The organism is Acidocella sp. (assembly GCF_028687955.1).
Lineage (GTDB): Bacteria > Pseudomonadota > Alphaproteobacteria > Acetobacterales > Acetobacteraceae > Acidocella.
Window position 1 is genome coordinate 1 of sequence record NZ_JAQTZC010000008.1, and the last position, 21,529, is coordinate 21,529.

Consider the following 21,529-nt stretch of genomic DNA (forward strand, 5'->3'; position numbering starts at 1 on the left):
CTAGCGGCTCAGGCGTCCATCTTGAGCGCGGCCAGGAAGGCGCTCTGTGGGATTTCCACCTTGCCGAATTGGCGCATGCGCTTTTTGCCTTCTTTCTGCTTGTCCAGCAGCTTGCGCTTGCGGCTGATATCGCCACCGTAGCACTTCGCCGTCACATCCTTGGACATGGCAGAGATGGTCTCGCGCGCGATGACCCGGCTGCCGATGGCGGCCTGGATGGCGATTTTGAAGAGCTGTTTTGGAATCAGATCTTTCAGCTTGGCGCAAATGGAGCGGCCGCGAGCCTCCGCCTGGGAACGGTGCGCGATGAAGGAAAGTGCATCCACCGGCTCCTGGTTCACCAGGATTGAGATTTTGACGAGATCAGCCTCGGCATAATCCTCAAGCTGGTAGTCGAAACTGGCATAGCCCCGGCTGATGGATTTCAGGCGGTCGTAAAAGTCGAACACCACCTCATTCAGCGGCAGGCGGTACACCGCCATGGCGCGGGTGCCGACATAAGTTAGGTCCGCCTGCTGGCCACGGCGCTCGTTGCACAGGGTTAGCACCGCGCCCAGGTAGTCATCGGGCACCATGATGGTGGCCTTGATCCAGGGCTCCTCGACATGGTCGATCACGCTGCCGTCGGGCATGTCGGAGGGGTTGTGCAACTCCTCCATCTCGCCGTTGGTCTTGAAGATTTTATATACCACGGAGGGCGCGGTCGCGATCAGGTTGAGGTCGAACTCGCGGCTCAGCCGTTCCTGGATGATTTCCAGATGCAACAGACCGAGGAAGCCGCAGCGGTAGCCAAAGCCGAGCGCGGCCGAGGTTTCAGCCTCGTAGTGGAAGCTGGCGTCGTTCAGGCGCAGCTTGCCCAGCGAGTCGCGCAGCTTCTCGAAATCATCGGCATCCACCGGGAACAGCCCGCACCAGACCACCGGGATCGAGGGTTTGAAGCCGGGCAGCGCCTCGGCCACCGGGTTGCGGTCGTCGGTGATGGTGTCACCCACCTTGCAATCCGCCACGGTTTTAATGGCGGCGGTGATATAGCCCATCTCGCCCGGCCCCAGGCTTTCCACGGCGCGCATTTTCGGCGTGAAGACGCCGAGCTGCTCGATGGGATGCACGGCGCCGGTCGCCATCATGCGCACCTTCTGGCCGCGTTTCAGCCGCCCGTTTTTAACGCGCACGAGGGTGACGACGCCGAGATACTGGTCGTACCAGCTGTCGATCAGCAAAGCGGAGAGCGGGGCTTCGGCATCGCCCTTGGGGGCGGGGAGGCGGGTGACGAGGGCTTCCAGCACGCCCTCGATGTTCAGCCCGGTCTTGGCGGAAATTTCCACGGCATCGGAGGCGTCGATGCCGATCACGTCCTCGATCTGCTGCTTCACGCGCGGCACATCGGCGGCGGGCAGGTCGATCTTGTTCAGCACCGGGACAATTTCATGGTGCGCGTCGATGGCCTGATACACATTGGCCAGCGTCTGCGCCTCCACGCCCTGGGAGGCGTCCACCACCAGCAGCGAGCCCTCGCACGCGGCCAGGGAACGGCTCACCTCATAGGCGAAATCGACATGGCCGGGCGTGTCCATCAGGTTCAGCACATAGGTTTTACCGTCCTTGGCAGGGTATTCCAGCCGCACGGTCTGCGCCTTGATGGTGATGCCGCGTTCTTTTTCGATGTCCATATTGTCGAGCACCTGCTCGGTCATCTCGCGCGCGGTCAGGCCACCGCAATACTGGATCAGGCGATCAGCAAGGGTGGATTTGCCATGGTCGATATGGGCAATGATGGAGAAATTACGGATCAGTTCGGTCGGCGTGTCGGTCATGGGTGTGACATACGCAGAAACGGCCGCAACGTCGACAGCTATAAAGGCGGGAAGGGGCGAATCCTTCCCGCCTGGTGGCGGCGCTACAGCGCGCCGTTGGCGAGCAGTGTAGCGCGCACGGCCTCTTCGGGCACCTCGCTGCTGGTGAATGCCTGGCCGATGCCGCGCGTCAGCACGAAATGCAGCCGCCCGCCGAGCATTTTTTTGTCCTGCTTCATGTGGGCGAGCAGATGCGCCGCCGGCAGGCCGGCGATTTGCGTGGGCAGGCCGGCGCTGCGCAGATGCGCGGCGATGCGGCTGGTATCCTCCTGCGGGCAATGGCCGAGCGCGGCGGACAAATGCGTGGCGAGCACCAGGCCGGCTGCCACTGCCTCGCCGTGCAGCAGGCCCGGGCCGTAGCCGGTCTCGGCTTCCAGCGCATGTGCGAAGGTATGGCCAAGGTTGAGCAGGGCGCGGCCGTTGTTGGGTTTGGTTTCCCGCTCGTCATCACCCACGACCTGAGCCTTGAAGCGGACTGCCCGTTCCACGGCTTCCGCCAGGGCGTGCGAATCCTCATCCAGCATTGCCGGGACGTGGGATTCGCACCATTCATAGAAGGCTGCATCGGCGATCAGCCCGGCCTTCACGATTTCCGCATAGCCCGAGCGGCGCTCGCGCGGGGGCAGGGTGGCGAGGATGCTGGTGTCGGCCAGGACCATGATGGGCTGGTGAAAGGCGCCGATGAGGTTTTTGCCATGCGGTGAGTTGATGCCGGTTTTGCCGCCAACGCTTGAGTCCACCTGGGCCAGCAGGGTGGTCGGGATCTGGATGAAGGGCAGGCCGCGCAGGGTGGCGGCTGCGGCGAAACCGGCCAGATCGCCCACCACGCCGCCGCCAAGGGCGATAATCGTGGTATGGCGGTCAACCTTCCGCACCAGCAACTGGTCCACGACGTCAGCCCAGGCGTGCAGGCTTTTGGAGGCTTCACCGGGGGGCACGATGATGGAGTCGTGGCTGACGCCGGTTTCGGTAAGGCTGTTTTGCAATGCCGCCAGATGCAGGGCCGCCACGGTTGTGTCGGTCACGATCACGCAGCGCGGTTGTGGCAACACCGGCGCGATCAGCGCGCCGGCGCGCGCAAGCAGTTGGGAGCCGATCACGACATCGTAGTGGCTCTGGGACAATTGCACGCTCACCCGGCGTGGGGCGATGTAGTTGTTCAGGGCGGTGATAACATTGCTGGTGGTCACGTGCGGGGGGTCCTCTGAACCGGTGACGATGATGTCCGCCTGGGCATAGAACGGGCTGCGTTCATGGGAAAGGCGTTGCAGGATTTGCGCCGGGTCACCGGCGTTGAGCAGTGGCCGGTGCGTACGGCCGTGGACCCGTTGCATGAGGATATGCAGGGGGCAGCGCAGCCATACCGAAATGGCGCGCTGGCGTACCGTTGCCCTGGTTTCCGGGTCCATGAAGGCGCCGCCACCCGTGGCCAGGACGATTCGTCCGTCCGCGAGCAGCCTTTGGATGACACGCTTTTCCCCGGCGCGGAAATGCGCCTCGCCATGTTTGGCGAAAATCTCCGCGATGGTGATGCCGGCGGCGCGCTCAATTTCATGGTCGGCGTCAAAAAACGGCAAACCCAACTGGGCCGCCAGGCGTTTGCCGATGGCGGTCTTGCCGGCGCCCATCAGGCCGACGAGCACGATACTCCGTTCGGAGGGGGGAAGGTTTTGGGTGTTGAGTCGCATCGTGGGAGAGGCTTATCACATCATCCGCATGACGATAGATGGCCATATCGAGGCGTTCCTGGAAATGTTGGCGGCCGAGCGCGGCGCGGCGCGCAACACGCTTGCCGCGTACCGGGCGGATCTGGAGGATTTCGCGGCATTTGCGCGTCCGCGGGGCGTAAAGCCGGGTGGGGCTAACGCTGGGCATGTGGGTGAGTATATCGGCTCGTTGCACCAATCCGGGCTGGCGGCGCGCACGCAGGCGCGGCGGCTCTCGGCGCTGCGGCAGTTTTTTCTGTTTCTGCTGCGCGAGGGCATACGCGAGGATAATCCGGCCGCCGAGGTGGCAAGCCCGCGCCTGCCGCAAAGCCTGCCGAAATATTTAAGCGAGGCCGAGGTTGACGGGCTTTTGCAGGCCGCGCGGGAGTTTCCGGGGTTGCCGGGGTTGAAGGCCTATGCCGGGCTGGAGATTTTATACGCCACGGGCTTGCGCGTCTCGGAGTTGCTGGCGCTGCCGGTCCGCGCTCTGGCCAGCGATGCCACTGTTTTGATGTTGAAGGGCAAGGGCGGGCGGGAGCGGATTGTGCCGCTTTCCGACATTGCGAAACTGGCGGCGGCGCGGTTGCGGGAGGCATCGGCCGGGCTGAAGCCGCCGCCGCGCTACCTCTTCAGTGGTCGTGACCCGGCCCAGGCAATGACCCGCCAGGGCTTTGCCCTTTTGCTCAAGCAAGTGGCGCTGCGGGCGAACACAGACCCGGCCCGCTTGTCACCGCATGTGCTGCGGCACTCTTTTGCCTCGCATCTGCTGGCGCATGGCGCGGATTTGCGGAGCCTGCAAAAACTGCTGGGCCATGCAGATATCGCCACGACGCAGATTTATACCCATGTGCTGGCCGAACGCCTGCAACGCCTAGTGCAGGCGCATCATCCGCTGGCGCGCTGAGCCAGAGCCCGGTCGCGTTAACTGCGATCGCGCTCTGGCTATTTTCAGAGGGCGTTCACGCTTTCGGCTCGCTCACCTGAGCGAACCTCAAACGATCGCGCTCTGGCTATTTTCAGAGGGTGATTCACGCTTTCGGCTGGCTCGCCTGAGTGAACCTCAAACGATCGCGCTCTGGGAGCGCTCGTGCCGGGCCTCGTTGGCGGCGATATAGCGGCGCATCTCCTTGGACATTTTGCGGCGGGTTGGAGGATCGTCGCGATAGGCGGCCCGGATGCCATCCCATGCCGCCCTCGGGCAGCCGTGCCAAAAGGCCGTTACGAGATAAGCGAGCATGCGCGGGACCAGCGCCAGCCATGAGGCGCCCCATTTGCGGCCAATGAGCAGCCGGTTGCGGACAAAAGGCGCCATATGCGTGAGGGCCTCGATGGCGGGGGCGTTTGGCGCGGTCTTATAAATGATGGCCAGCGTGCCGTCGTATGAAATGGTCCAGTTGCGGGCGATGGCGGAGAGGCAGAAGTCGTATTCTTCCCAGGCGGAAAAGAACCCTGGGTCATAACCGCCGGCGGCGTTCCAGGTTACACGGCGGATCGCATGTCCGGCGCGCGGAAGGGTTGTGGCATCGAACCGGCCGTTGGACCGGGTGATGCGATGCAAAGGGTAGGCCCAGCTTGATTTGTCCGGGGTCTGGGCGCCGGCGCTGAGGATGTTGAAGCCCAATGCTCCTAATTCTGGCCGTTGGTTGAAGGCCCGCAGAGCCTCGGCGAGCACCCATTTTCCGGCAAAGACGGCGCCGGTATCAAGCGCCACGATAATCCGGCCATGCCCAAGGGTGGCCAGAAGATTGCGTCCGGCGGCAACGCCTGGATTTTTCGCGGCGGCGTATAACGAGAAATGGGGGGTATTTGCGAATAATCTGGCCAGAGTCTGCCGGGTTTCCGGGCGGGAGCCCTGGTCCAGCACCGTGACATGGAACATGCCGCCGCGTTGCGCCAGGGCGGACTGGATTGTCTCGATTGTCTCCGTGGGCTGGTCCAGGGACAGAATGACGATGTCAGCGTCATAAGCGTCTATGGCCGGGCGGCGGCCCGCCAGTAGTTTCGGGGGCGGTTTCCTCGCTGTTACGGCGGGATGTGCCTTGAGCATCGTTGACCTACCCCAAGGTTGAATTTTAACGCTTAGACTACCTTGGATTGCATTAACTGAAGACAAATCTTCTGGAAAGAAAATAATTGAAACTCAGGCCGGCGGCGGAGCCTGCAATGATAGGGAGCACCGGCTGGGCGTGGCAGAGTTTACTTATTGAAATCAATGCGAAAAATGTTCCCCGGTTAAACACGAAACCGATGGAGTTGGCGAGGAGAAAGCGCATCCATTGCACATGTGGCGCGGTGTGGATGTGGTGGCGGAATGTCCAGATACGGTTGGCGCCCCAATTGGCTGTGGCGGCCACCAGGAAGCCCATGACGCCGGCCATGTAGAGCCCCATGACGCCGCGCAGCGCGTAGACCGTGCTGGTATCCCAGAAAAACCCCATTGTGCCGACGATGGCGAAACGGATGAATTTTTCGCTGACGCCGCTGCGCGAAAACAGCGCCACGGAGGCTTCCAGCCCGGCCAGGAGTTTTTGGTACGCCACATTCGCCACTATTCACCCCGCTTTGCGGCGCGGGGTGAAGCCATGGTGGAGCGGGGGTGGAGGACTGGCAGCACCAAATCAGCTCGCAAACGGATCCTGCACCAGGATCGTATCGTCACGCTCCGGGCTGGTTGAAAGCAGGGTGACGGGCGCTTCGACCAGTTCCTCGATTCGCTTGACGTATTTGATCGCGGCGGCGGGTAGCTGCGCCCAGGAGCGGGCGCCACGGGTGGAAGCGCTCCAGCCTTCGAGGACTTCATAAATCGGCTCGGCGGTGGCCTGGGCGGCCATGCCGGCGGGTAGATGTTTGAAGGTCTGGCCGTTGATCCGGTAGCCAACGCCGATTTTTAATTCGCTGAAGCCATCGAGCACGTCCAGCTTGGTGAGCGCGAGCCCGTTGATGCCGCCGACCTTCACGGCCTGGCGGACCAATGCGGCATCAAACCAGCCGCAACGGCGCTTACGGCCTGTTACCGTGCCGAATTCATGACCGCGTTCGCCAAGCATCCGGCCGGTATCGTCGTTCAGCTCGGTCGGGAAGGGGCCTGAGCCGACGCGTGTGCAGTAGGCTTTGGCGATTCCCAGCACGCGGCCCACGGCGTCCGGCCCCATGCCGCTGCCCGACGCCGCGGTGCCCGCGACCGTGTTGGAGGAGGTGACAAACGGGTAGGTGCCGTGGTCGACATCGAGCATCACCGCCTGCGCGCCTTCAAACAGAATACGCTGGCCATCGTGGCGGGCCTGAGCCAGCCGCTCCCAGACGGGTTCGGCGAAGGGCAGGATTTGGGGCGCCAGCGCGAGCAGGCTGGCGAGCAGGTCGGCCTTGTTGAAGGTTGGCGCCCCGAGGCCGGCCAGCAATGTGTTGTGGTGCAGCAACAGCTCGTCGAGTTTGGCGGAGAGGGTCTCCGGCTCGGCCAGATCGCAGACCCGGATGGCCCGGCGGGCGACTTTATCTTCGTAGGCCGGGCCAATGCCGCGCCCGGTGGTGCCGATTTTGCGCTCGCCGCGCGCAACCTCGCGCGCGCTGTCCAGCGCTGCGTGCAAGGGCAGGATGAGCGGCGCATTGTCGGCGATGCGCAGGGTCTCCGGCGTTACCGGCAGGCCCTGGGCGGAGAGACGGGCGATTTCCGCCAGCAGGGCGAACGGGTCTATGACCACGCCGTTGCCGATGATGCCAAGCTTGCCGCGCACCAGGCCGGAGGGCAGCAGTGAGAGCTTATACGTCTGTTCGCCGACGACCAGGGTATGCCCCGCATTGTGCCCGCCCTGGAAGCGCACCACCACATCCGCGCGGCTGGCGAGCCAGTCCACCACCTTGCCTTTGCCCTCGTCACCCCATTGCGCGCCGATAATTGTTACGTTGGTCATTTCAGATCCTTGGCAAGTGGAGCGATGGCCCCGTCTTCATAGATATAGCTGCAGCCAAGCCGGGTTGCTTCCTGCCGCGGTGCGGCGTGTGCCGCCAGCCCGGCGATGGTGGCGAAATTACGCGCCCGGCAGGAGGTCGCCTGTTCTGGCGTGGTGCCGAAGGGCAGATAGATGCGCGGACGCAGCGCCGGGGCGGGGGCAGCGCGGACAATGGTGTCAGGATACAGCGTGATGCCGGTGGCGGGTTCGCCGGCGCCGCATAGATAGCGTCCTCCCCGGCCAAGCTCCGCCTGCCGCCCGGGGGCGAACAGGGTCATGCAGATGCCGGTGTGATATTGGTAGCCGCGAAATTCCACGGGATCGGCGGTTAAGGGCAGGCCGGGCCGCTGGCGCCGTATGACGGCGACGGTCTCGGCCATGCGCACGGCCTGAATACGCGCGCTCTCCGGCAGGTTGATCGCCAGCAAGGCTGGTATCGCGCGCTCGGCGGTCCCAGTGGCATCCAGGAGCTGGAGCAGCAGCCCCGCGATGGGGCCGCCAAGCTCGGCCACCTCGGCGGCGTCCTTGCGGTCCAGCGCGCGCGCAAGGGCGGGGCGGTTTACGGCGGGGAAGTCTTCGAGCAGATGCAGGACCAGCCGGGGCACTGTGAGGTCGATGCTGATGCTGGTCAGGCCGATGGCCGCCAGAGCTTCAACGGCCGTTAAAATGATCTCGGCGTCGGCTTCGGGGGTATCATGGCCGACCAGCTCGATGCCGGCCTGGGCAATTTGGCGCTCCGGCTGCAACTGCGAGCCGCGCACCCGCAGGCATTGCCCGGCATAAGCCAGCCGCAGCGGCCGCGGGGCGCTGGCCAGCCGTGTGGCCGCCAGCCGGGCGATCTGCGGCGTCGTATCGGCCCGCAGGCCCATCATGCGCTGGCTGTCGGGGTCCATGAGCCTGAAGGTTTGCTCGGACGTGGCGGCGCCTGAGCCCGCGAACAGGCTGTCTTCAAACTCCAGCAGCGGCGGCTTCACGCGTTGATAGCCGTGCGCGGCGAAGCAATCCATGATGGCTTCGACCGAACGCGCCTCCAGCTCCGCCTCGGGAGGCAGGACATCGCGCAGGCCGGCGGGGAGCAAAGCGGGGTGGGTAAGCGAGGATTCGTTCATGGGAACCAATGACAGTGGCGCGGCGCTATAGCATTGCTGCGCCGTACGTCCAATTGCCCGGTGCTGGCGCGGCGGGGTTTGATGATAATTAGGCGATCATCGCGGCGCTCCGCCCGGCAAAGCGGGACCACGCCTCGGCTTCGTCCTCATCGAACAGTTCGGTAAGTTTGCGCATCATCGTGCCGCCCAGCTCCTCGGCGTCAACAATCGTCACGGCCCGGCGGTAATAGCGGGTCACGTCATGCCCAATGCCGATGGCGATCAGCTCCACCAGTTCGCGGGTCTCGATGTCGCGGATTACATCGCGCAGATGCCGCTCCAGATAGTTGCCGGAATTCACCGAGAGGGTGGAGTCGTCAACCGGGGCGCCGTCGCTGATGACCATGAGAATGCGCCGGTGCTCCGGGCGCGCGAGCAGCCGCCGGTAGGCCCAGACGAGTGCTTCGCCGTCGATATTTTCCTTCAGCAGCCCTTCGCGCAGCATCAACCCCAGATTCTTGCGGGCCCGGCGCCAGGGGGTGTCGGCGGATTTGTAGATGATGTGGCGCAGATCATTCAGCCGGCCCGGGTTTGGCGGTTTGCCGGCGGCAACCCATTGCTCCCGGCTCTGCCCGCCTTTCCACGCGCGGGTGGTGAAGCCCAGAATCTCCACCTTCACCGCGCAGCGCTCCAGCGTACGGGCGAGAATATCGCCGCACATCGCCGCCACGGTGATCGGCCGCCCGCGCATCGAGCCTGAATTGTCAATCAGCAGGGTGACCACGGTATCACGGAATTCCGTATCGCGTTCGCGCTTATAGGTGAGGGCCAGAAGCGGATCGACGATGATCCGCGACAGCCGGGCGGCGTCGAGCATGCCTTCTTCCAGGTCAAACTCCCAGGCCCGGGTTTGCTGCGCCTGCAGCCGGCGTTGCAGCCGGTTTGCCAGCTTGGCCACCACGGCATGCAGATGCTGTAATTGCTGGTCCAGCTGCTGGCGCAACCGGGTCAGCTCATCGGGGTCACAAAGGTCTTCGGCCTTGATCTCTTCATCATGCGTGCGGGTAAAGGCCCGGTAGGCCGCGCTGTCATCGCCATGGGCGGGCGGGCGGTGCTGCTGGGGGCCTGCGGGAGCGTCTTCAGCATCGGCGGCGCTGTCTTCGGCGTCGCTGTCTTCCCCGGTGTCCTGGTCGGCGGCTTCGCCCTCGGTCATTTCCGGCTGTGCCGCGAGCATGGCCTCTTCCTGGCTCTGGGCGTCGCTGTCCTGGGAGTTGTCCTGCTGCGAAGTTTGCTCCCCCGAATCCTCGGCGTTTTCGGATTCATCCTCCTCGGTTGCTTCTGCCTCCGCCTCCGCCAGATGGACCGCCGCCAGCAGCTTGCGCGCGGCTTTGGTGTAATGCGCCTGGCTGGCGCGGGTGGCGGCCAGTTCATCCAGGGCCGCTTCGGCGTCATCGCCCAGCGTGCCGCGCCACAAGGCTAGTATTTTTTGGGCCGGCTCGGGTAGCGAAGCAGGGTCCATCCGCTCGCGCGCAAGCAGGGCGAGAGCGCTGGCCAGGGGAAGCTGCTCACGCAGCGTCATGCGGCCGAGCCCCTCGTTTTCGCACTCCTCGTTCAGCTTGCCGCGCAAATTCGCGGCAACGCCGGCCATGTGTTCGGAGCCGAAGACCTCAACGCGGGCCTGCTCCAGCGCATCATAGGCTTCGCGCGCCTCCTTGGAGGCGGGGTTACGGGCGGCATGGATGGCATTGTCGTGATAGCGTAGGCGCAGGGCGAGTGAGTCCGCGGCACCGCGCAATTTTGCCATCTCGGGCGGCGCCAGGGCGCGCGAGGGGGCGGGCAGCCGGGCGCGCTTGCCAGCCAGCCCGGAGGGGCCGGGCTGGTAGGCAACTTCCACGTCAGGCGTCTGCGCCATGGCCCGCAGCGCATTGGCTGTGGCGCGTTTGAAGTCTTCGCTGCGGCCCTGGTCGTTATTCGCGGTCATCTGGTTTCAGGCCGGCTGGCGCAAGCCGGTTGAGATCTCCTCGTTGAAGCAGCGCTGATAATACTCAGCCACGGTGTTGCGTTCGGCCTCGTCGCATTTGTTGAGGAAGGTGAGACGGAAGGCAAAGCCGATATCGCCGAAAATCCTGGTATTTTCCGCCCAGGTGATAACGGTGCGCGGCGACATCACGGTGGAGATGTCCCCGGCGATGAACCCGGCGCGGGTGAGGTCCGCCAGCGCCACCATGCTCTCGGTCCGCTTCTTTAGGACTGTATCACCGGCTGGGATGCCGAGTTTGGCCATCACGATGGCCACCTCCTGCGCGTGGGGCAGATAATTGAGCGTGGCGACGATGTTCCAGCGGTCCATCTGCCCCTGATTGATCTGCTGCGTGCCATGGTAGAGCCCGGTGGTGTCACCCAGGCCCACGGTGTTAGCGGTGGCGAACAGGCGGAAGGCCGGGTGCGGGCGGATCACCTTGTTCTGGTCGAGCAGGGTGAGCCGGCCTTCGACCTCAAGGACGCGCTGGATCACGAACATCACATCCGGGCGGCCGGCGTCGTATTCGTCAAACACCAGCGCACAGGGGTGTTGCAGCGCCCAGGGCAGGATGCCTTCGCGGAATTCGGTGACCTGTTTGCCGTCCTTCAGCATGATCGCGTCCTTGCCGATCAGGTCGATACGGCTGATATGGCTGTCCAGATTGACGCGGATGCAAGGCCAGTTGAGCCTTGCCGCCACTTGCTCGATATGGGTGGACTTGCCGGTGCCGTGGTAGCCCTGGATCATCACCCGGCGGTTGAAGGCGAATCCGGCCAGAATCGCGAGCGTCGTCTCCCGGTCGAACTGATAGGCGGGGTCGATCTCGGGCACATGTTCGGTGCGGAGCGAGAAAGCGGGAACCTCCAGATTAACGTCGATGCCAAAAACCTCGCGGGCGTTAACCTTTATATCGGGCATGTTGATCGCCGAGGGGCCTGAGTTGCTGGTTTCGGTGAGCGCGGCGATGTTGTTCATTAAAGGTTCAATCCTGTTGCTTCGTATTTGGGTAGCGGCGTGGGGCAATTGGGCGAACGGGCTCAACCGCCGGAAGTTTGGGACGCCTGAGCAGGCTTTGCGGCCAGTTTGCCACGAAGCGCCGCATAGGCAAGGTTGATCGATTTCAACATTTCCTCGGAGTGCTTGTCGCCATTGTTTGAATCCGGATGGTGGCGCTTGGCAAGCTCCTTGTACTTTGCTTTCACGGTGGCCAGCGTGACCGGCCATGTGAGGTTCAGGACGCTGAGAGCCTCGCGGATATCAGCCGGAACGCCTGGGCTGGGCGCGGGCTTGGGCCGGGCGCCAAAAGCGAAGGCGTGCAACTCGGCTTCGAGCGTCTCATCCATCCGCGATGTTTGTCCTAACCGGCCAAGCGGCCAGCTTGGCCGCTGCCAGGAGGTGTCGGCGCGCAATTGCGCATCGATCTCTTCAGCCGACATGCCTTTGTAATAATCCCAGGAGGCGTTGAACGCGCGGACGTGATCTAGGCAAAACCAATGAAAATCCCGCGACCCGGCCCGTGATTTTGGCGCGCGGTATTCGCCTTCTTGCGGGCAGCCGGGCGAATCGCACGCCTGACCCGGGGCGTTGGGGTCTGGGGCATAGGCGCGCGGCTTGCGGGTTGGTTGCTTGCGTGTTGACGAAATCATGGCCCTAATGTGCGCGCTTGGCTTAAATTGGCAACACTCGGCTGTGGCTGATATGCGCGCGGGGCAGAAGATACCGCTACGATGATTGGATGAACGGTCGGATGATTGAAGGTATGACGTGGTGAATATGAGCAAGAGAGATGATCGGATGCGCGATCTGCTGGTGGCGGCTTTCAAGCCGGTCAGGCTGGAGATACTTGATGAGAGCCGCAAGCATGCGAGCCATGCCGCCCGCAGTGGGCTGGAGGCCGGTGAGACGCATTACCGTGTGCTCATGGTCTCGCCGGCGCTGGCCGGGCTCTCGCGCGTGGCGCGCTCGCGCGCGGTGCATGAAGCCCTGGCGGCGGAGTTTACCACCGGGTTGCATGCGCTGTCTCTAATCCTGCGCACGCCCGAAGAGGTGCAGGATTAGGAAGTTCCTCAATTGCGGCCGTAGGTATCCTCGAAGCGGATGATGTCGTCCTCTCCGAGATAGGGGCCCGATTGCACCTCGATGATGGTCAGGGGGATTTTACCGGGGTTTTCCATGCGGTGGATGCATCCCAGGGGCAGGTAGACGCTTTCATTCTCATGCACCATGAGGGTTTCGGCATCGCGCGTGACACTGGCGCAGCCGGCCACCACCACCCAATGCTCGGCGCGGTGGAAATGCTTCTGCAGGGAAAGTTTCTGCCCGGGCCAGACGACGATTCGCTTCACTTGGAAGCGGTCCCCCCGGATCAGGCTCTCATAGAACCCCCATGGCCGGTAGGTGCGGTTGTGGGTGTCGGCTTCCGGCCGTTTCATCTGCTTCAGCCGGTCGACGATTTTTTTAACGTTCTGCGCCTCGTTCTTGTGAGCAACCAGCACCGCGTCCTGCGTGGTGACCACCACCAGATCGCGCACACCGAGCAGCGCGGTCATGATACCGTCGCTGCGGGCGTAGCTGCCGTGAACGTTTTCGAGCACCACATCGCCTAGGGCAAAATTGCCATCCGTATCCTTGGGCGCGATATCGGCCAGGGCCGACCAGGAGCCTACATCCGACCAGCCGATGGCTGCGGGCACCACGACGGCCTTGCTGGTTTTTTCAGCGATGGCGTAATCGATGCTGATATCAGGCGCCGCCGCAAAGGCCTCGGCGCCAAGCCGGATGAAGTCGAGGTCGGTGGTTCGCGCCAGCATGGCGGCGCGCACAGCCTCCAGCAGCCGGGGGGCCAAGCGCTCCATCTCGCCCAGCAATACACTGGCACGGAACATGAACATGCCGGAGTTCCAGAGGTTGCCGCCTTCTGCCAATAAGCGGACGGCGGTGGTGGCGTCCGGTTTCTCGATAAAACGATTGAGGTGAAAGACGCCGGGCAGGTCCTCCAGCGCGTCGCCCTGGGCGATGTAGCCGTAGCCGGTCTCTGGCGCGGCCGGCTGCATGCCAAAGGTGACGAAGTATCCCGCCTCCGCGGCCTTGGCCGCGGTGTTCACCGCGGCTTCAAGCGCTGCGAGATCGCTGATCGAGGCGTCGGCCGCCATGATCCATAAAACCGCATCGGGATCGGTTTCCGCGGCCAGCAGCGCCGCTGCCGCAATCGCAGGCGCGCTGTTGCGCCCCACCGGTTCCAGCATGATCTGCGCTCCCGCAATGCCCGCGTTGCGTAATTGCTCGGCGACGACGAAGCGATGATCCTGGTTGGTCACGACAATTGGGGCGGCGAAACGGGCGCCGGCGGCGCGCAGCGCGGTTTGCGCCAGCATGGAGTGCTGCGAAATGAGCGGCCAGAACTGTTTTGGGAAGCTCTTGCGCGAGACAGGCCACAAGCGCGTGCCCGATCCGCCGGAGAGGATCACGGGGATAATTTTCTGACCGTGTTCTGCGAAGTCCATGATGCATCCTGCCGTTGTACAACGAAATTAAATTTGGCTCTTTACGATTGTTAACTGGAAACGGCAAAACAAGATCATGAGCGATTCCAGACAAAATTACCGGCTTGGCGATATGACGGCGGCAATCTTCGCGCAAGCAGCGGCGGCAAACCCCGTGGTCCTGCTACCGCTTGGCAGCCATGAGGATCATGGGCCGCATTTGCCGATGGGTGACTACCTGCTGGCGGAGCAGCTTGCCGTGCGTATCGCGCAGGCCGCCACGGATAAAGGTGTTGTAACCTTTGCCGCACCCTGCCTGCCCTTTGGCGTTGCGGACTATTTTGGCGCCACGCCGGGCGGTCTGGCACTTTCCCCGGCCAGTTTCCGGGCTGTGCTGGCGGAGGTGCTGGCCAGCCTGCTCGGACATGGGCTGAGCAATATTGTCATCCTGAACGGCCATGGCGGCAATGTGCCGGTGATTCATGAAGTGACGCTGGAGATCCGGCGGACGCGAAATATCATTCTACCGTCATTTTATTTATGGAAAATTGCGCGCCAGCTCATGGAAGCTCAGCTTGGCGCGGGCAGCCAGGAGCGTTTTGGCCATGGCGCGGAACCGCTGCTCTCGCTCACCAAGGCGTTGCGGGGTGCTTTTGTGCAACCCGGCGAGGTGCTGGCGCATGGGGGTGAGACCATGCTCGGTCTGCCGGTTTCAGGCTTTGGCACCTTGGATTTTCATGGTCTCGCGATTGATGCGCCGGTCGAATTCGACCAGGTGCCGCTTGCGGCCACGCAGGCCGCGTGGCCGCTGGCTTCAGCTGAACTCGGGGCGCAAACCGCCGAGTCGTTGATCAGCGCGGCGGCGCAATTCGTGGTTCACTTTGGCAGGCTGCCGCGCGGTGCCGCCGGCTGCGTGGTTTGAGCCCGGTACTACTTGAGGAATTTCAGCAAAGTGATGCCGACAGCGGCAATGGCAACCAGTGTGGCGAGAATCACGCCAAGCGGAAGCCCGAAATAATGCGGGTTGCTGGGGTCGTGGTCGTGGTTTTCAGAGCTCATGTGGTAGATCCTTTTTTCAGACAGAGGTCAAAGCGGTAATAAGAATGGTTTCCTTCTACGTATCCGGCTTGGGCTGATGGGGCAACTCGCCGCGGCGTTTCCGTTTGCAGGTGTTCTGCTCAGTTTCGCAATCCTCCCGGGTGTGGCGCCGCGTTTGTGGCACAGGTGGATGGCCCCGGTCATCGGCGGCTGGGTTGCCTTGGGTTTTGTGCTGCGGATGCTCTCAGGCGGCCTGATGGATGCGGCGCAGACGCTATGGCAGGCCTCGCTGGCCGAGTTCCTGCCATTCATCACCTTGCTGCTGGCGCTTTATGCGCTTGGCGGGGGGATTTCGATTAAAGGCGGCCCTTGGGGGCGTCCTTGCGGCAACCTGCTGCTTCTTGTCATCGGCACGGTTCTGGCCTCGATCATGGGGACGATCGGGGCCACCTTGCTGCTCATCCACCCGCTGCTGGCGGCCAATGGATATCGCGCGGAGAAACGGCACCTGATCCTCGCCTTTATTATTCTGGTTGGCAATTGCGGCGGGGCGCTCTCACCGCTGGGCGATCCGCCTTTGCTGGCCGGATTTCTCCGTGGCGTGCCCTTTTTCTGGCCGGCGGCTCATCTTTGGCGGCCGCTGCTGGTTCTGGCCGTGCCGGTATTGCTGCTTTGCTTGGTGGCGGATCTCTATTTCGCGCGGCGGGATGCCATGCCGCGTCCGCAAAAATTCCGCATCGGCGGGAGGATGAATATTTTCCTGCTGGTGGGGCTGATCCTCGCCATTCCTCTGGCCGGTATCTGGCATCCAGGCATGGTTACTATTCTGTCCGCGAAGATTCCGGGGGAGCATCTGGCGTTGATCGTGGTTGAACTGGGGTGCATCGCGCTCTCAGAGGCTCTGACCCCGCGTGCCATCCGCAGCCACAACCGTTTCGCCTGGGGGGCGATGCGCGAGATCGTCATGCTGTTTTTTGCGATCTTCGCCACCATCACGCCGGTTTTTCAGCTATTGCAGACGGCCGCCTTGGCCCCCAGCCCGCTGTCCTGGTTCTGGGCCTCGGGCATTGCCTCCGCCATTCTTGACGCCGCGCCGACCTATCTGATCTTTTTCGAGGCGGCGGGGGGGCATGCCGCCAGCCTGAGTGCCGCACCCGCTCATCTGCTGACGGCGATTGCGGCTGGTTCCGTGTTTTTTGGGCCTGTTACCTACCTTGGCAATGCCCCCAACCTCATGGTCCGCGAAATCGCGGCGCGCCGGGCCGTTAAAATGCCCGGGTTTTTCGCGTTCGCGGGACTCATGAGCCTCATCCTCACGCCGGTTTACGTGCTGATGAGTTTTTTGTTTTTTTAGACCGTCAGCGCCTGTTCGAGAACGTCCAGCCCTTCGTCGAGCAGTGCATCGGAGGCGGTGAGCGGCACGAGCAGACGGATGGCATTGCCATACACCCCGCAGGACAGCAAGATCAGCCCGTTTTCGCGGGCCTTGGCGATCACCTTTTTGGTCATCTCGGGGTCTGGTTCGTTGGTGCCGCGTGTTGCCACCACGTCAAACGCGATCATCGCCCCTGGGCCACGGATTTCAGCAATGGGGACGGTGTTGTTGCGGCGCGAGATGGCCTCCAGCCGGGGTTTCATTTTTGCACCGATATGATTGGCGCGTTCGATCAGTTTTTCTTCCTTGATGACATCAAGCACAGCCAGCGCCGCGGCGCAGGCAATGGGTGAGCCGGAATAGGTGCCGCCCAGCCCGCCTGGCTCGGCTGCATCCATGATCGCGGCGCGCCCGATGACGCCGGAAAGCGGGAACCCGCCCGCCAGCGATTTGGCGACGGTGATAATATCGGGCTTCACGGCGGAATGCTCGACCCCGAACATTTTGCCGGTCCGCGCGAAGCCGGTCTGCACTTCATCGACGATCAGCAGAATGCCGTGCTTGTCGCAAAGGGCGCGCAGGGCCTCCATCAGCTCGGTTGGCGCCTGGATAAACCCGCCTTCCCCCTGCACGGGTTCCAGCACGATCGCGGCGGTCCGCTCCGGCTCGATATCGGCGCGGAACAACATGTCGATGGCGCGCAGGCTGTCCTGCACGGCCACGCCAAAGGGGGCGTGCGGGAAGGGGACATGGTAGATCTCGGCCGGGAGCGGTGCGAATTTTTTCTTGTATGGCAACACCTTGCCGGTCATCGCCATCGTCAGCATGGTGCGGCCATGGTAGCCGCCGGCGAAAGTGATGACACCGGAACGCCCGGTGGCGGCGCGGGCGATCTTCACGGCGTTTTCCAGCGCCTCGGCGCCGGTGGTGAAAAAGATGGTCTTGGCGGGGCCTTCAATCGGCGCCAGCGCGTTCAGCCGTTCGGCCAGCGCGACATAGCTCTCGTAGGGCGAGACCTGGAAGCAGGTGTGCGAGAATCGCGAGAGCTGCTCGGTGACTGCGGCCATCACCTTGGGGTGGCGGTGCCCGGTGTTCAGGACCGCGATGCCGCCGGCAAAATCGATATAGCGCTTGCCCTCGACGTCCCAAAGCTCGGCGTTTTCGGCGCGTTGAGTAAAGACTGGGTGCGCATTGCCCACGCCACGGGGCACAGCGGCTTCGCGGCGGGCCATCAACTCACTATTCGTACTCATATTGGTTCCAACTCCTTAAGGGCCCGGTGAGCCTAGCAAGCTTTACCGGGGTGTAAACGCGATGTTGCGGATACCTGCCTTGAACGGGTTCACGGTCTGGAGGGGAGCGAGGCCCGTTTTATGAAGCCGGGCTCCGCCGGTGGTTCCGCGAGCGTATCCTTGATTGTTTCGACGATGGCGGCGCGCGGCCCGCGGCGGCAGAGCCGCAGGCATTCTTCGACCGCCACGGTGTCCCCAGCGATGAGGGCTTCCACGGCATCTTGGCCGGCATTGCGCACCCAGCCGGAAAGCCCGAGTCGCCGCGCCTCGTTTGCCAGCCATTCGCGGAAGCCGACACCCTGAACCCGGCCGGTAATGAGCAAATGGGTCGCTTTCATGCGCGGCAGAGGACCATGAAACGGGCGCTCACGGCAATATCCTGCGCGATGATCCGCCGCCGTGCGCTGGCCTCGGCGTCCATCCCCCAGCGCGCTTCCTGCCAGAGCTCCCCGAGGCTGGCGCAACGGCAGGCCGCATCAGGGTCCAGCGCCCCGGCCTCCACCGCGAGCGCCAGCACAAGGCTCCCCAATGCGGGGACGATCACGCCAAGCCCCGCCAATTTATATTCGTCCATGCGCATTAGATGCGCGGTGAAAATGTCATGGTACTCAGGCGTTTGCCGCAGCGGCATGACTCCGGAGGTCGATTCCAGCCTGATGCCGAGCTGCCGGTCCAGCCAGTTGATCCAGGGGGCCCATGCCGCGGCCTCGCTCTGCGCGAGCCCCGGCGGGCCTTCGGCGCGGTAGCAGAGCAGGTCGTTCATGCCGTAAGCCGCCAATTGCCTGGCGATCTCCGCGCGGTGCAGCCGGATACGGTCCTGCGCTGTCGTGGCGAGGCGCGTGAGGGGCAGGTCATCGGGCGTGAAATCCGCCCCGGCCGTTGCCCATTCAGTGGCAATTGCGCCGGCCAAATCCTTGAACGGCACGCGAAGCGCGCCGCCGCTGGGGAGTTTCAGGGGGCGGCTGTCCAGCAGGATGATGAAATCCACGCCTTCCGGTACGGCGGATGCTGATGTCCAGAAGCGTTTCATGGGCCGAGCAGCCCGTTCAACAGATTTTTCGGCCCGCCGGAAGGCGGGGAAACGGCGCCCGGCGTGCTGGCGGATGGCGGCTGCGTGATCGCCGCCGCCGGGCCGGGTTGGCCAAAGCGCCCCAGTTTCAGCGCCGCCGGGCAGATGTCACCGCTGGTTGCCTGGATGCTGCCGGCTGGAGCCGCCTCAACCACCGGGGCGGCGAAGCTGCCGTTAATCGCCACCGGGCTGCCCGTTCCATTGGGCAGCATTGGCAATTGGGGCAGCAGAACGACGCCCAGTGTCTCCCCTCCCGCATTCACACTGCCGCTCCCCTGCAAGCGCAGGCGGCTGGAATCCAGCGCCATGGCCCGGATGGTGGCGATGCCGCCAACGGCATCAACCCGCAACGCCATGCAGCGCACCGGCACCGGCCCCGTGGCCCCGGCCAGACCAGCGGGCAGGCCGGCGGTTTGCAGCACGCCGCCAAACAGGCTTTGCAAGACCGAGCCGTCAACAACGCCGTTGGCCATGGCTAAGCCCAGTTGCTCGTTCAGGCCGCTGGCGATGGCATGGGGGGTGTCGCCGCTGCTGGTGGCCGAGAGCCGGACTTGCATGGTGCCTTCGGCGGTGCCGGGCAGGCCAAAGGCTTTCAACATCGGAGCGAGCGCAAGAGCGGGGGCGCTCATCGCCAGGCTTTCCACCGCGGGCGCCTTGCTGGCATCCACCGACACGCGCGCGGTGAGGTTGCCGCCGGGGAGTTGCGCGGTTAGCGGGCTGACCGTGAGCTGCCCGTTTGCGAGAACGGCGTGGCCTTGGAGCGCCGTATAGGTCATCTGGCGCCAGATCAGCGTATCCACCGAGATTTGCACATCGGCGCGGGCTGATTTCAGCCACGCCAGCGCCAGCGGCGCATCGGCGAAGACGGGGGCGGCGGCCGGGGCGGGATTGGCGGGCGCCGTGGCCGGTTGCGGCATCGCCGCCAGCAAGGCGTCGGTATTCAGCCCGGTGAACTGCAAGGCGAGTTGCAGCCTGGGCTGGGGGCCGAAATACAGGCTGGCATCGCCGCCGAAGGCCGCGTTATCCATGTTGACGGTGAGGGTATCCAGGCCAATGGCATTGCGCAGGCCAAGTCCGCCGGGGTCTATCAGCGTGGTTTGCGCCGTGATGTTTTTCCATGCGGGCAGGCTGGCGCCCATGGCCGAGCTGAGTGCCGAGAGGTCGGGGATGGTCAGGTTCAGCGCCAGCGCGGCGCCAGCGAGCGTCGCGGGGGTTGCAATCGCGCCGGTGAGGCTGGCCGTGGCCGGCCCGAACTGTGCATTGATTGTAACTGGAAAGCTGCCTGGTGGCCCGGTGCGCGCCGGCAGCAGGGCGGGATTCAAAAGTGCCCAGGGCGGGCCGAAATGGCCGGCGAGGGTGAGGGGGGTGCTGCCCAGCGTGGCCGCGGCGCTGAGTGAAAGCGGCTGGTTGAGCGATGCCATCGCAATATCCAGCGTCTTGAGCGTCAGCCCCGGCCGGAGCGAGGAAAGATCAGAGGTGCCGGCTTTGACAGAAAGGTCATCGATGGCCGGGATGGTAGAATTCTGGCCGGTGATCCGGGCTGAAGCCGTGATGTCATGCACGGGAGGCAGGGGGCCGGTCAGCCCGGGCGGGAGGCTGGCGGCCAGATCCTCCAGCGCCGGAATATTAAGTGCCACGGCGAGGCTGTAGCCGCTCGCCGTGCGCGGGCGGGCGAGCGCGCCCTGCACCTTCGCGGTCGCGCTGCCCAGTTTTACAGTCAGATCAACCGGCCATGGCTCGCTGCCGATACCGGAGAACCGCGCAATGGGACCTACCACGCCGGATACGCTGAAAGGTGCCGCGCCGAGAATTGCCGTGGCTTTTATATGCAGCGGGGCGGTGGGAGAAGCCGCTGTTCCGGTCAGGTTCGGCAGGGCGATAATGGTTGGGGTGGGGGTCTTGATCGTGAGCCGCCCGTTTTCGATTTCCACCGCCTGTAGAGCGGCCTGATAGCCATGGAATTCATGGCGCGTCATGGCCGCCGCGGGTTGCGCGGTGGTGAAATCCCAGTTTGATAAGCCGCCCGGGCCGCGTTCCAGCACGATATCAGGGCTGACCAGCACCAGTTTAAGGATGTTCAGGCGGTGCGCGAGCAGGGGCAGCAGCGCGATCCTGGCCTCGACGCGCTTGAGTGTCAGCATCTGGGCGCCGGCAAAACCGGGCGGATTAGAAAGACTTATGCCGCTGGCCTCAATGACCGGATGCAGCGAAAGCTGCATGGTGAGAGGCCCGCTCAGGTGCAACTGCCGGCCGGTTGCCTGGTCCACGGCCGCGATGATTTCCGGGGCATAACGGTTCGGGTCGAAGCGTTCCACCAGAGCCAGAATGCCTGCCGCGGGCAAGGCGGCGAGCAGCAGGGCGCCAAGGGCGGCCCATCGCCACGGGCTCATCGTCCGGCGCTGCGGCTTCGCCGTATTTTCACTAGATTGGGTCATTCAAGGAGGCAGATAGTCGGTTTTACGCAGTTATACGAGTGCCAAGCTTGTGAAATGCCAGGACTCGCGCTAGACGGCGCGGCTTGATGTTGGTATCGCGCGGGGCGGCCAAGCTGGCCGCGTTCCGGCGGTTAAGCGGGCGTGGTGAAATTGGTAGACACGCCAGATTTAGGTTCTGGTGGCGAAAGTCATGGGGGTTCAAGTCCCTCCGCCCGCACCAG

General features: G+C 63.8%; 19 protein-coding genes and 1 tRNA gene. 5 read left to right on the forward strand and 15 right to left on the reverse strand.

All coding sequences use genetic code 11. The features are described from left to right. Positions 1–8: 8 nt before the first annotated feature. Both lepA and aroB read right to left on the reverse strand, forming a co-directional pair. Positions 9–1,814 (reverse strand): translation elongation factor 4, encoded by a 1,806-nt coding sequence (gene lepA, locus PHE40_RS01795; RefSeq protein ID WP_299957148.1) that lies wholly within the window; start codon positions 1,812–1,814, stop codon positions 9–11. Between the two features lie 83 nt (positions 1,815–1,897). Continuing rightward, positions 1,898–3,541 carry a 3-dehydroquinate synthase gene (aroB, locus tag PHE40_RS01800; RefSeq protein WP_299957151.1) on the reverse strand — a complete coding sequence of 548 codons (1,644 nt, stop codon included), beginning with the start codon at positions 3,539–3,541 and terminating at the stop codon, positions 1,898–1,900. A 28-nt stretch (positions 3,542–3,569) separates the two neighbouring features. Here aroB and PHE40_RS01805 point away from each other — a divergent pair, with 28 nt between their 5' ends. Further along, positions 3,570–4,463 carry a site-specific tyrosine recombinase XerD gene (locus PHE40_RS01805; RefSeq protein ID WP_299957262.1) on the forward strand — a complete coding sequence of 298 codons (894 nt, stop codon included), beginning with the start codon at positions 3,570–3,572 and terminating at the stop codon, positions 4,461–4,463. Positions 4,464–4,619: 156 nt separating this feature from the next. On the opposite strand, the gene PHE40_RS01810 is transcribed toward PHE40_RS01805, so the two are convergent. From PHE40_RS01810 to PHE40_RS01840, 7 genes are all read right to left on the reverse strand, one after another. Next, on the reverse strand, positions 4,620–5,606 hold the full coding sequence (locus tag PHE40_RS01810) for a glycosyltransferase family 2 protein (protein WP_299957154.1): 987 nt from the start codon (positions 5,604–5,606) through the stop codon (positions 4,620–4,622). A 52-nt stretch (positions 5,607–5,658) separates the two neighbouring features. Next, positions 5,659–6,060: a GtrA family protein gene (locus PHE40_RS01815; RefSeq protein WP_299957159.1), complete on the reverse strand. Its 402-nt coding sequence runs from the start codon at positions 6,058–6,060 to the stop codon at positions 5,659–5,661. Positions 6,061–6,177: 117 nt separating this feature from the next. Next, entirely contained in the window at positions 6,178–7,467 is a 1,290-nt protein-coding gene (locus tag PHE40_RS01820) for an adenylosuccinate synthase (protein ID WP_299957162.1), read from the reverse strand. Next, the gene (locus PHE40_RS01825; protein ID WP_299957165.1) at positions 7,464–8,615 is read right to left on the reverse strand and encodes an ATP phosphoribosyltransferase regulatory subunit; all 1,152 of its coding nucleotides are present in this window, start codon (positions 8,613–8,615) and stop codon (positions 7,464–7,466) included. Before PHE40_RS01825 ends, PHE40_RS01820 begins: the two co-directional genes overlap by 4 nt. A gap of 88 nt (positions 8,616–8,703) precedes the next feature. After that, positions 8,704–10,575, reverse strand: a complete 1,872-nt coding sequence (gene cobT / locus PHE40_RS01830) for a cobaltochelatase subunit CobT (RefSeq protein WP_299957167.1) — start codon at positions 10,573–10,575, stop codon at positions 8,704–8,706. Positions 10,576–10,581: 6 nt separating this feature from the next. Next, complete coding sequence (cobS, locus tag PHE40_RS01835; protein ID WP_299957170.1) at positions 10,582–11,592, reverse strand: cobaltochelatase subunit CobS; 1,011 nt, start codon at positions 11,590–11,592, stop codon at positions 10,582–10,584. 62 nt (positions 11,593–11,654) lie between these two features. Further along, entirely contained in the window at positions 11,655–12,053 is a 399-nt protein-coding gene (locus PHE40_RS01840; protein WP_299957173.1) for a J domain-containing protein, read from the reverse strand. A gap of 337 nt (positions 12,054–12,390) precedes the next feature. On the opposite strand from PHE40_RS01840, the gene PHE40_RS01845 reads away from it, so the two are divergent. Then, positions 12,391–12,675 carry a BolA family transcriptional regulator gene (locus PHE40_RS01845; protein ID WP_299957176.1) on the forward strand — a complete coding sequence of 95 codons (285 nt, stop codon included), beginning with the start codon at positions 12,391–12,393 and terminating at the stop codon, positions 12,673–12,675. Between the two features lie 8 nt (positions 12,676–12,683). Here the strand turns inward: PHE40_RS01845 and PHE40_RS01850 are convergent, their stop codons facing one another. After that, the gene (locus tag PHE40_RS01850) at positions 12,684–14,120 is read right to left on the reverse strand and encodes a mannose-1-phosphate guanylyltransferase/mannose-6-phosphate isomerase (protein WP_299957179.1); all 1,437 of its coding nucleotides are present in this window, start codon (positions 14,118–14,120) and stop codon (positions 12,684–12,686) included. Between the two features lie 76 nt (positions 14,121–14,196). On the opposite strand from PHE40_RS01850, the gene PHE40_RS01855 reads away from it, so the two are divergent. Continuing rightward, on the forward strand, positions 14,197–15,021 hold the full coding sequence (locus PHE40_RS01855) for a creatininase family protein (RefSeq protein WP_299957182.1): 825 nt from the start codon (positions 14,197–14,199) through the stop codon (positions 15,019–15,021). Between the two features lie 8 nt (positions 15,022–15,029). Here PHE40_RS01855 and PHE40_RS01860 read toward each other — a convergent pair whose 3' ends face one another. Further along, positions 15,030–15,158 carry a hypothetical protein gene (locus PHE40_RS01860; protein ID WP_299957185.1) on the reverse strand — a complete coding sequence of 43 codons (129 nt, stop codon included), beginning with the start codon at positions 15,156–15,158 and terminating at the stop codon, positions 15,030–15,032. Between the two features lie 76 nt (positions 15,159–15,234). Between PHE40_RS01860 and PHE40_RS01865 the strand changes: the two genes are divergently transcribed. Further along, positions 15,235–16,491 carry a sodium:proton antiporter gene (locus tag PHE40_RS01865; RefSeq protein ID WP_299957187.1) on the forward strand — a complete coding sequence of 419 codons (1,257 nt, stop codon included), beginning with the start codon at positions 15,235–15,237 and terminating at the stop codon, positions 16,489–16,491. On the opposite strand, the gene gabT is transcribed toward PHE40_RS01865, so the two are convergent. The 4 genes from gabT to PHE40_RS01885 all read right to left on the reverse strand — a co-directional run bounded on the left by gabT (position 16,488) and on the right by PHE40_RS01885 (position 21,308). After that, complete coding sequence (gabT, locus tag PHE40_RS01870) at positions 16,488–17,765, reverse strand: 4-aminobutyrate--2-oxoglutarate transaminase (protein WP_299957189.1); 1,278 nt, start codon at positions 17,763–17,765, stop codon at positions 16,488–16,490. The two genes, PHE40_RS01865 and gabT, sit on opposite strands and share 4 nt — an antisense overlap. 89 nt (positions 17,766–17,854) lie before the next feature. Further along, positions 17,855–18,142 (reverse strand): acylphosphatase, encoded by a 288-nt coding sequence (locus PHE40_RS01875; protein ID WP_299957191.1) that lies wholly within the window; start codon positions 18,140–18,142, stop codon positions 17,855–17,857. Beyond that, positions 18,139–18,834 carry an ATP12 family chaperone protein gene (locus PHE40_RS01880; protein WP_299957193.1) on the reverse strand — a complete coding sequence of 232 codons (696 nt, stop codon included), beginning with the start codon at positions 18,832–18,834 and terminating at the stop codon, positions 18,139–18,141. The genes PHE40_RS01875 and PHE40_RS01880 overlap by 4 nt, the downstream gene beginning before the upstream one ends. After that, complete coding sequence (locus PHE40_RS01885; RefSeq protein WP_299957196.1) at positions 18,831–21,308, reverse strand: AsmA family protein; 2,478 nt, start codon at positions 21,306–21,308, stop codon at positions 18,831–18,833. The genes PHE40_RS01880 and PHE40_RS01885 overlap by 4 nt, the downstream gene beginning before the upstream one ends. Positions 21,309–21,443: 135 nt before the next feature. Here PHE40_RS01885 and PHE40_RS01890 point away from each other — a divergent pair. After that, a tRNA-Leu gene (locus PHE40_RS01890) sits at positions 21,444–21,528 on the forward strand. Position 21,529 lies beyond the last annotated feature (1 nt).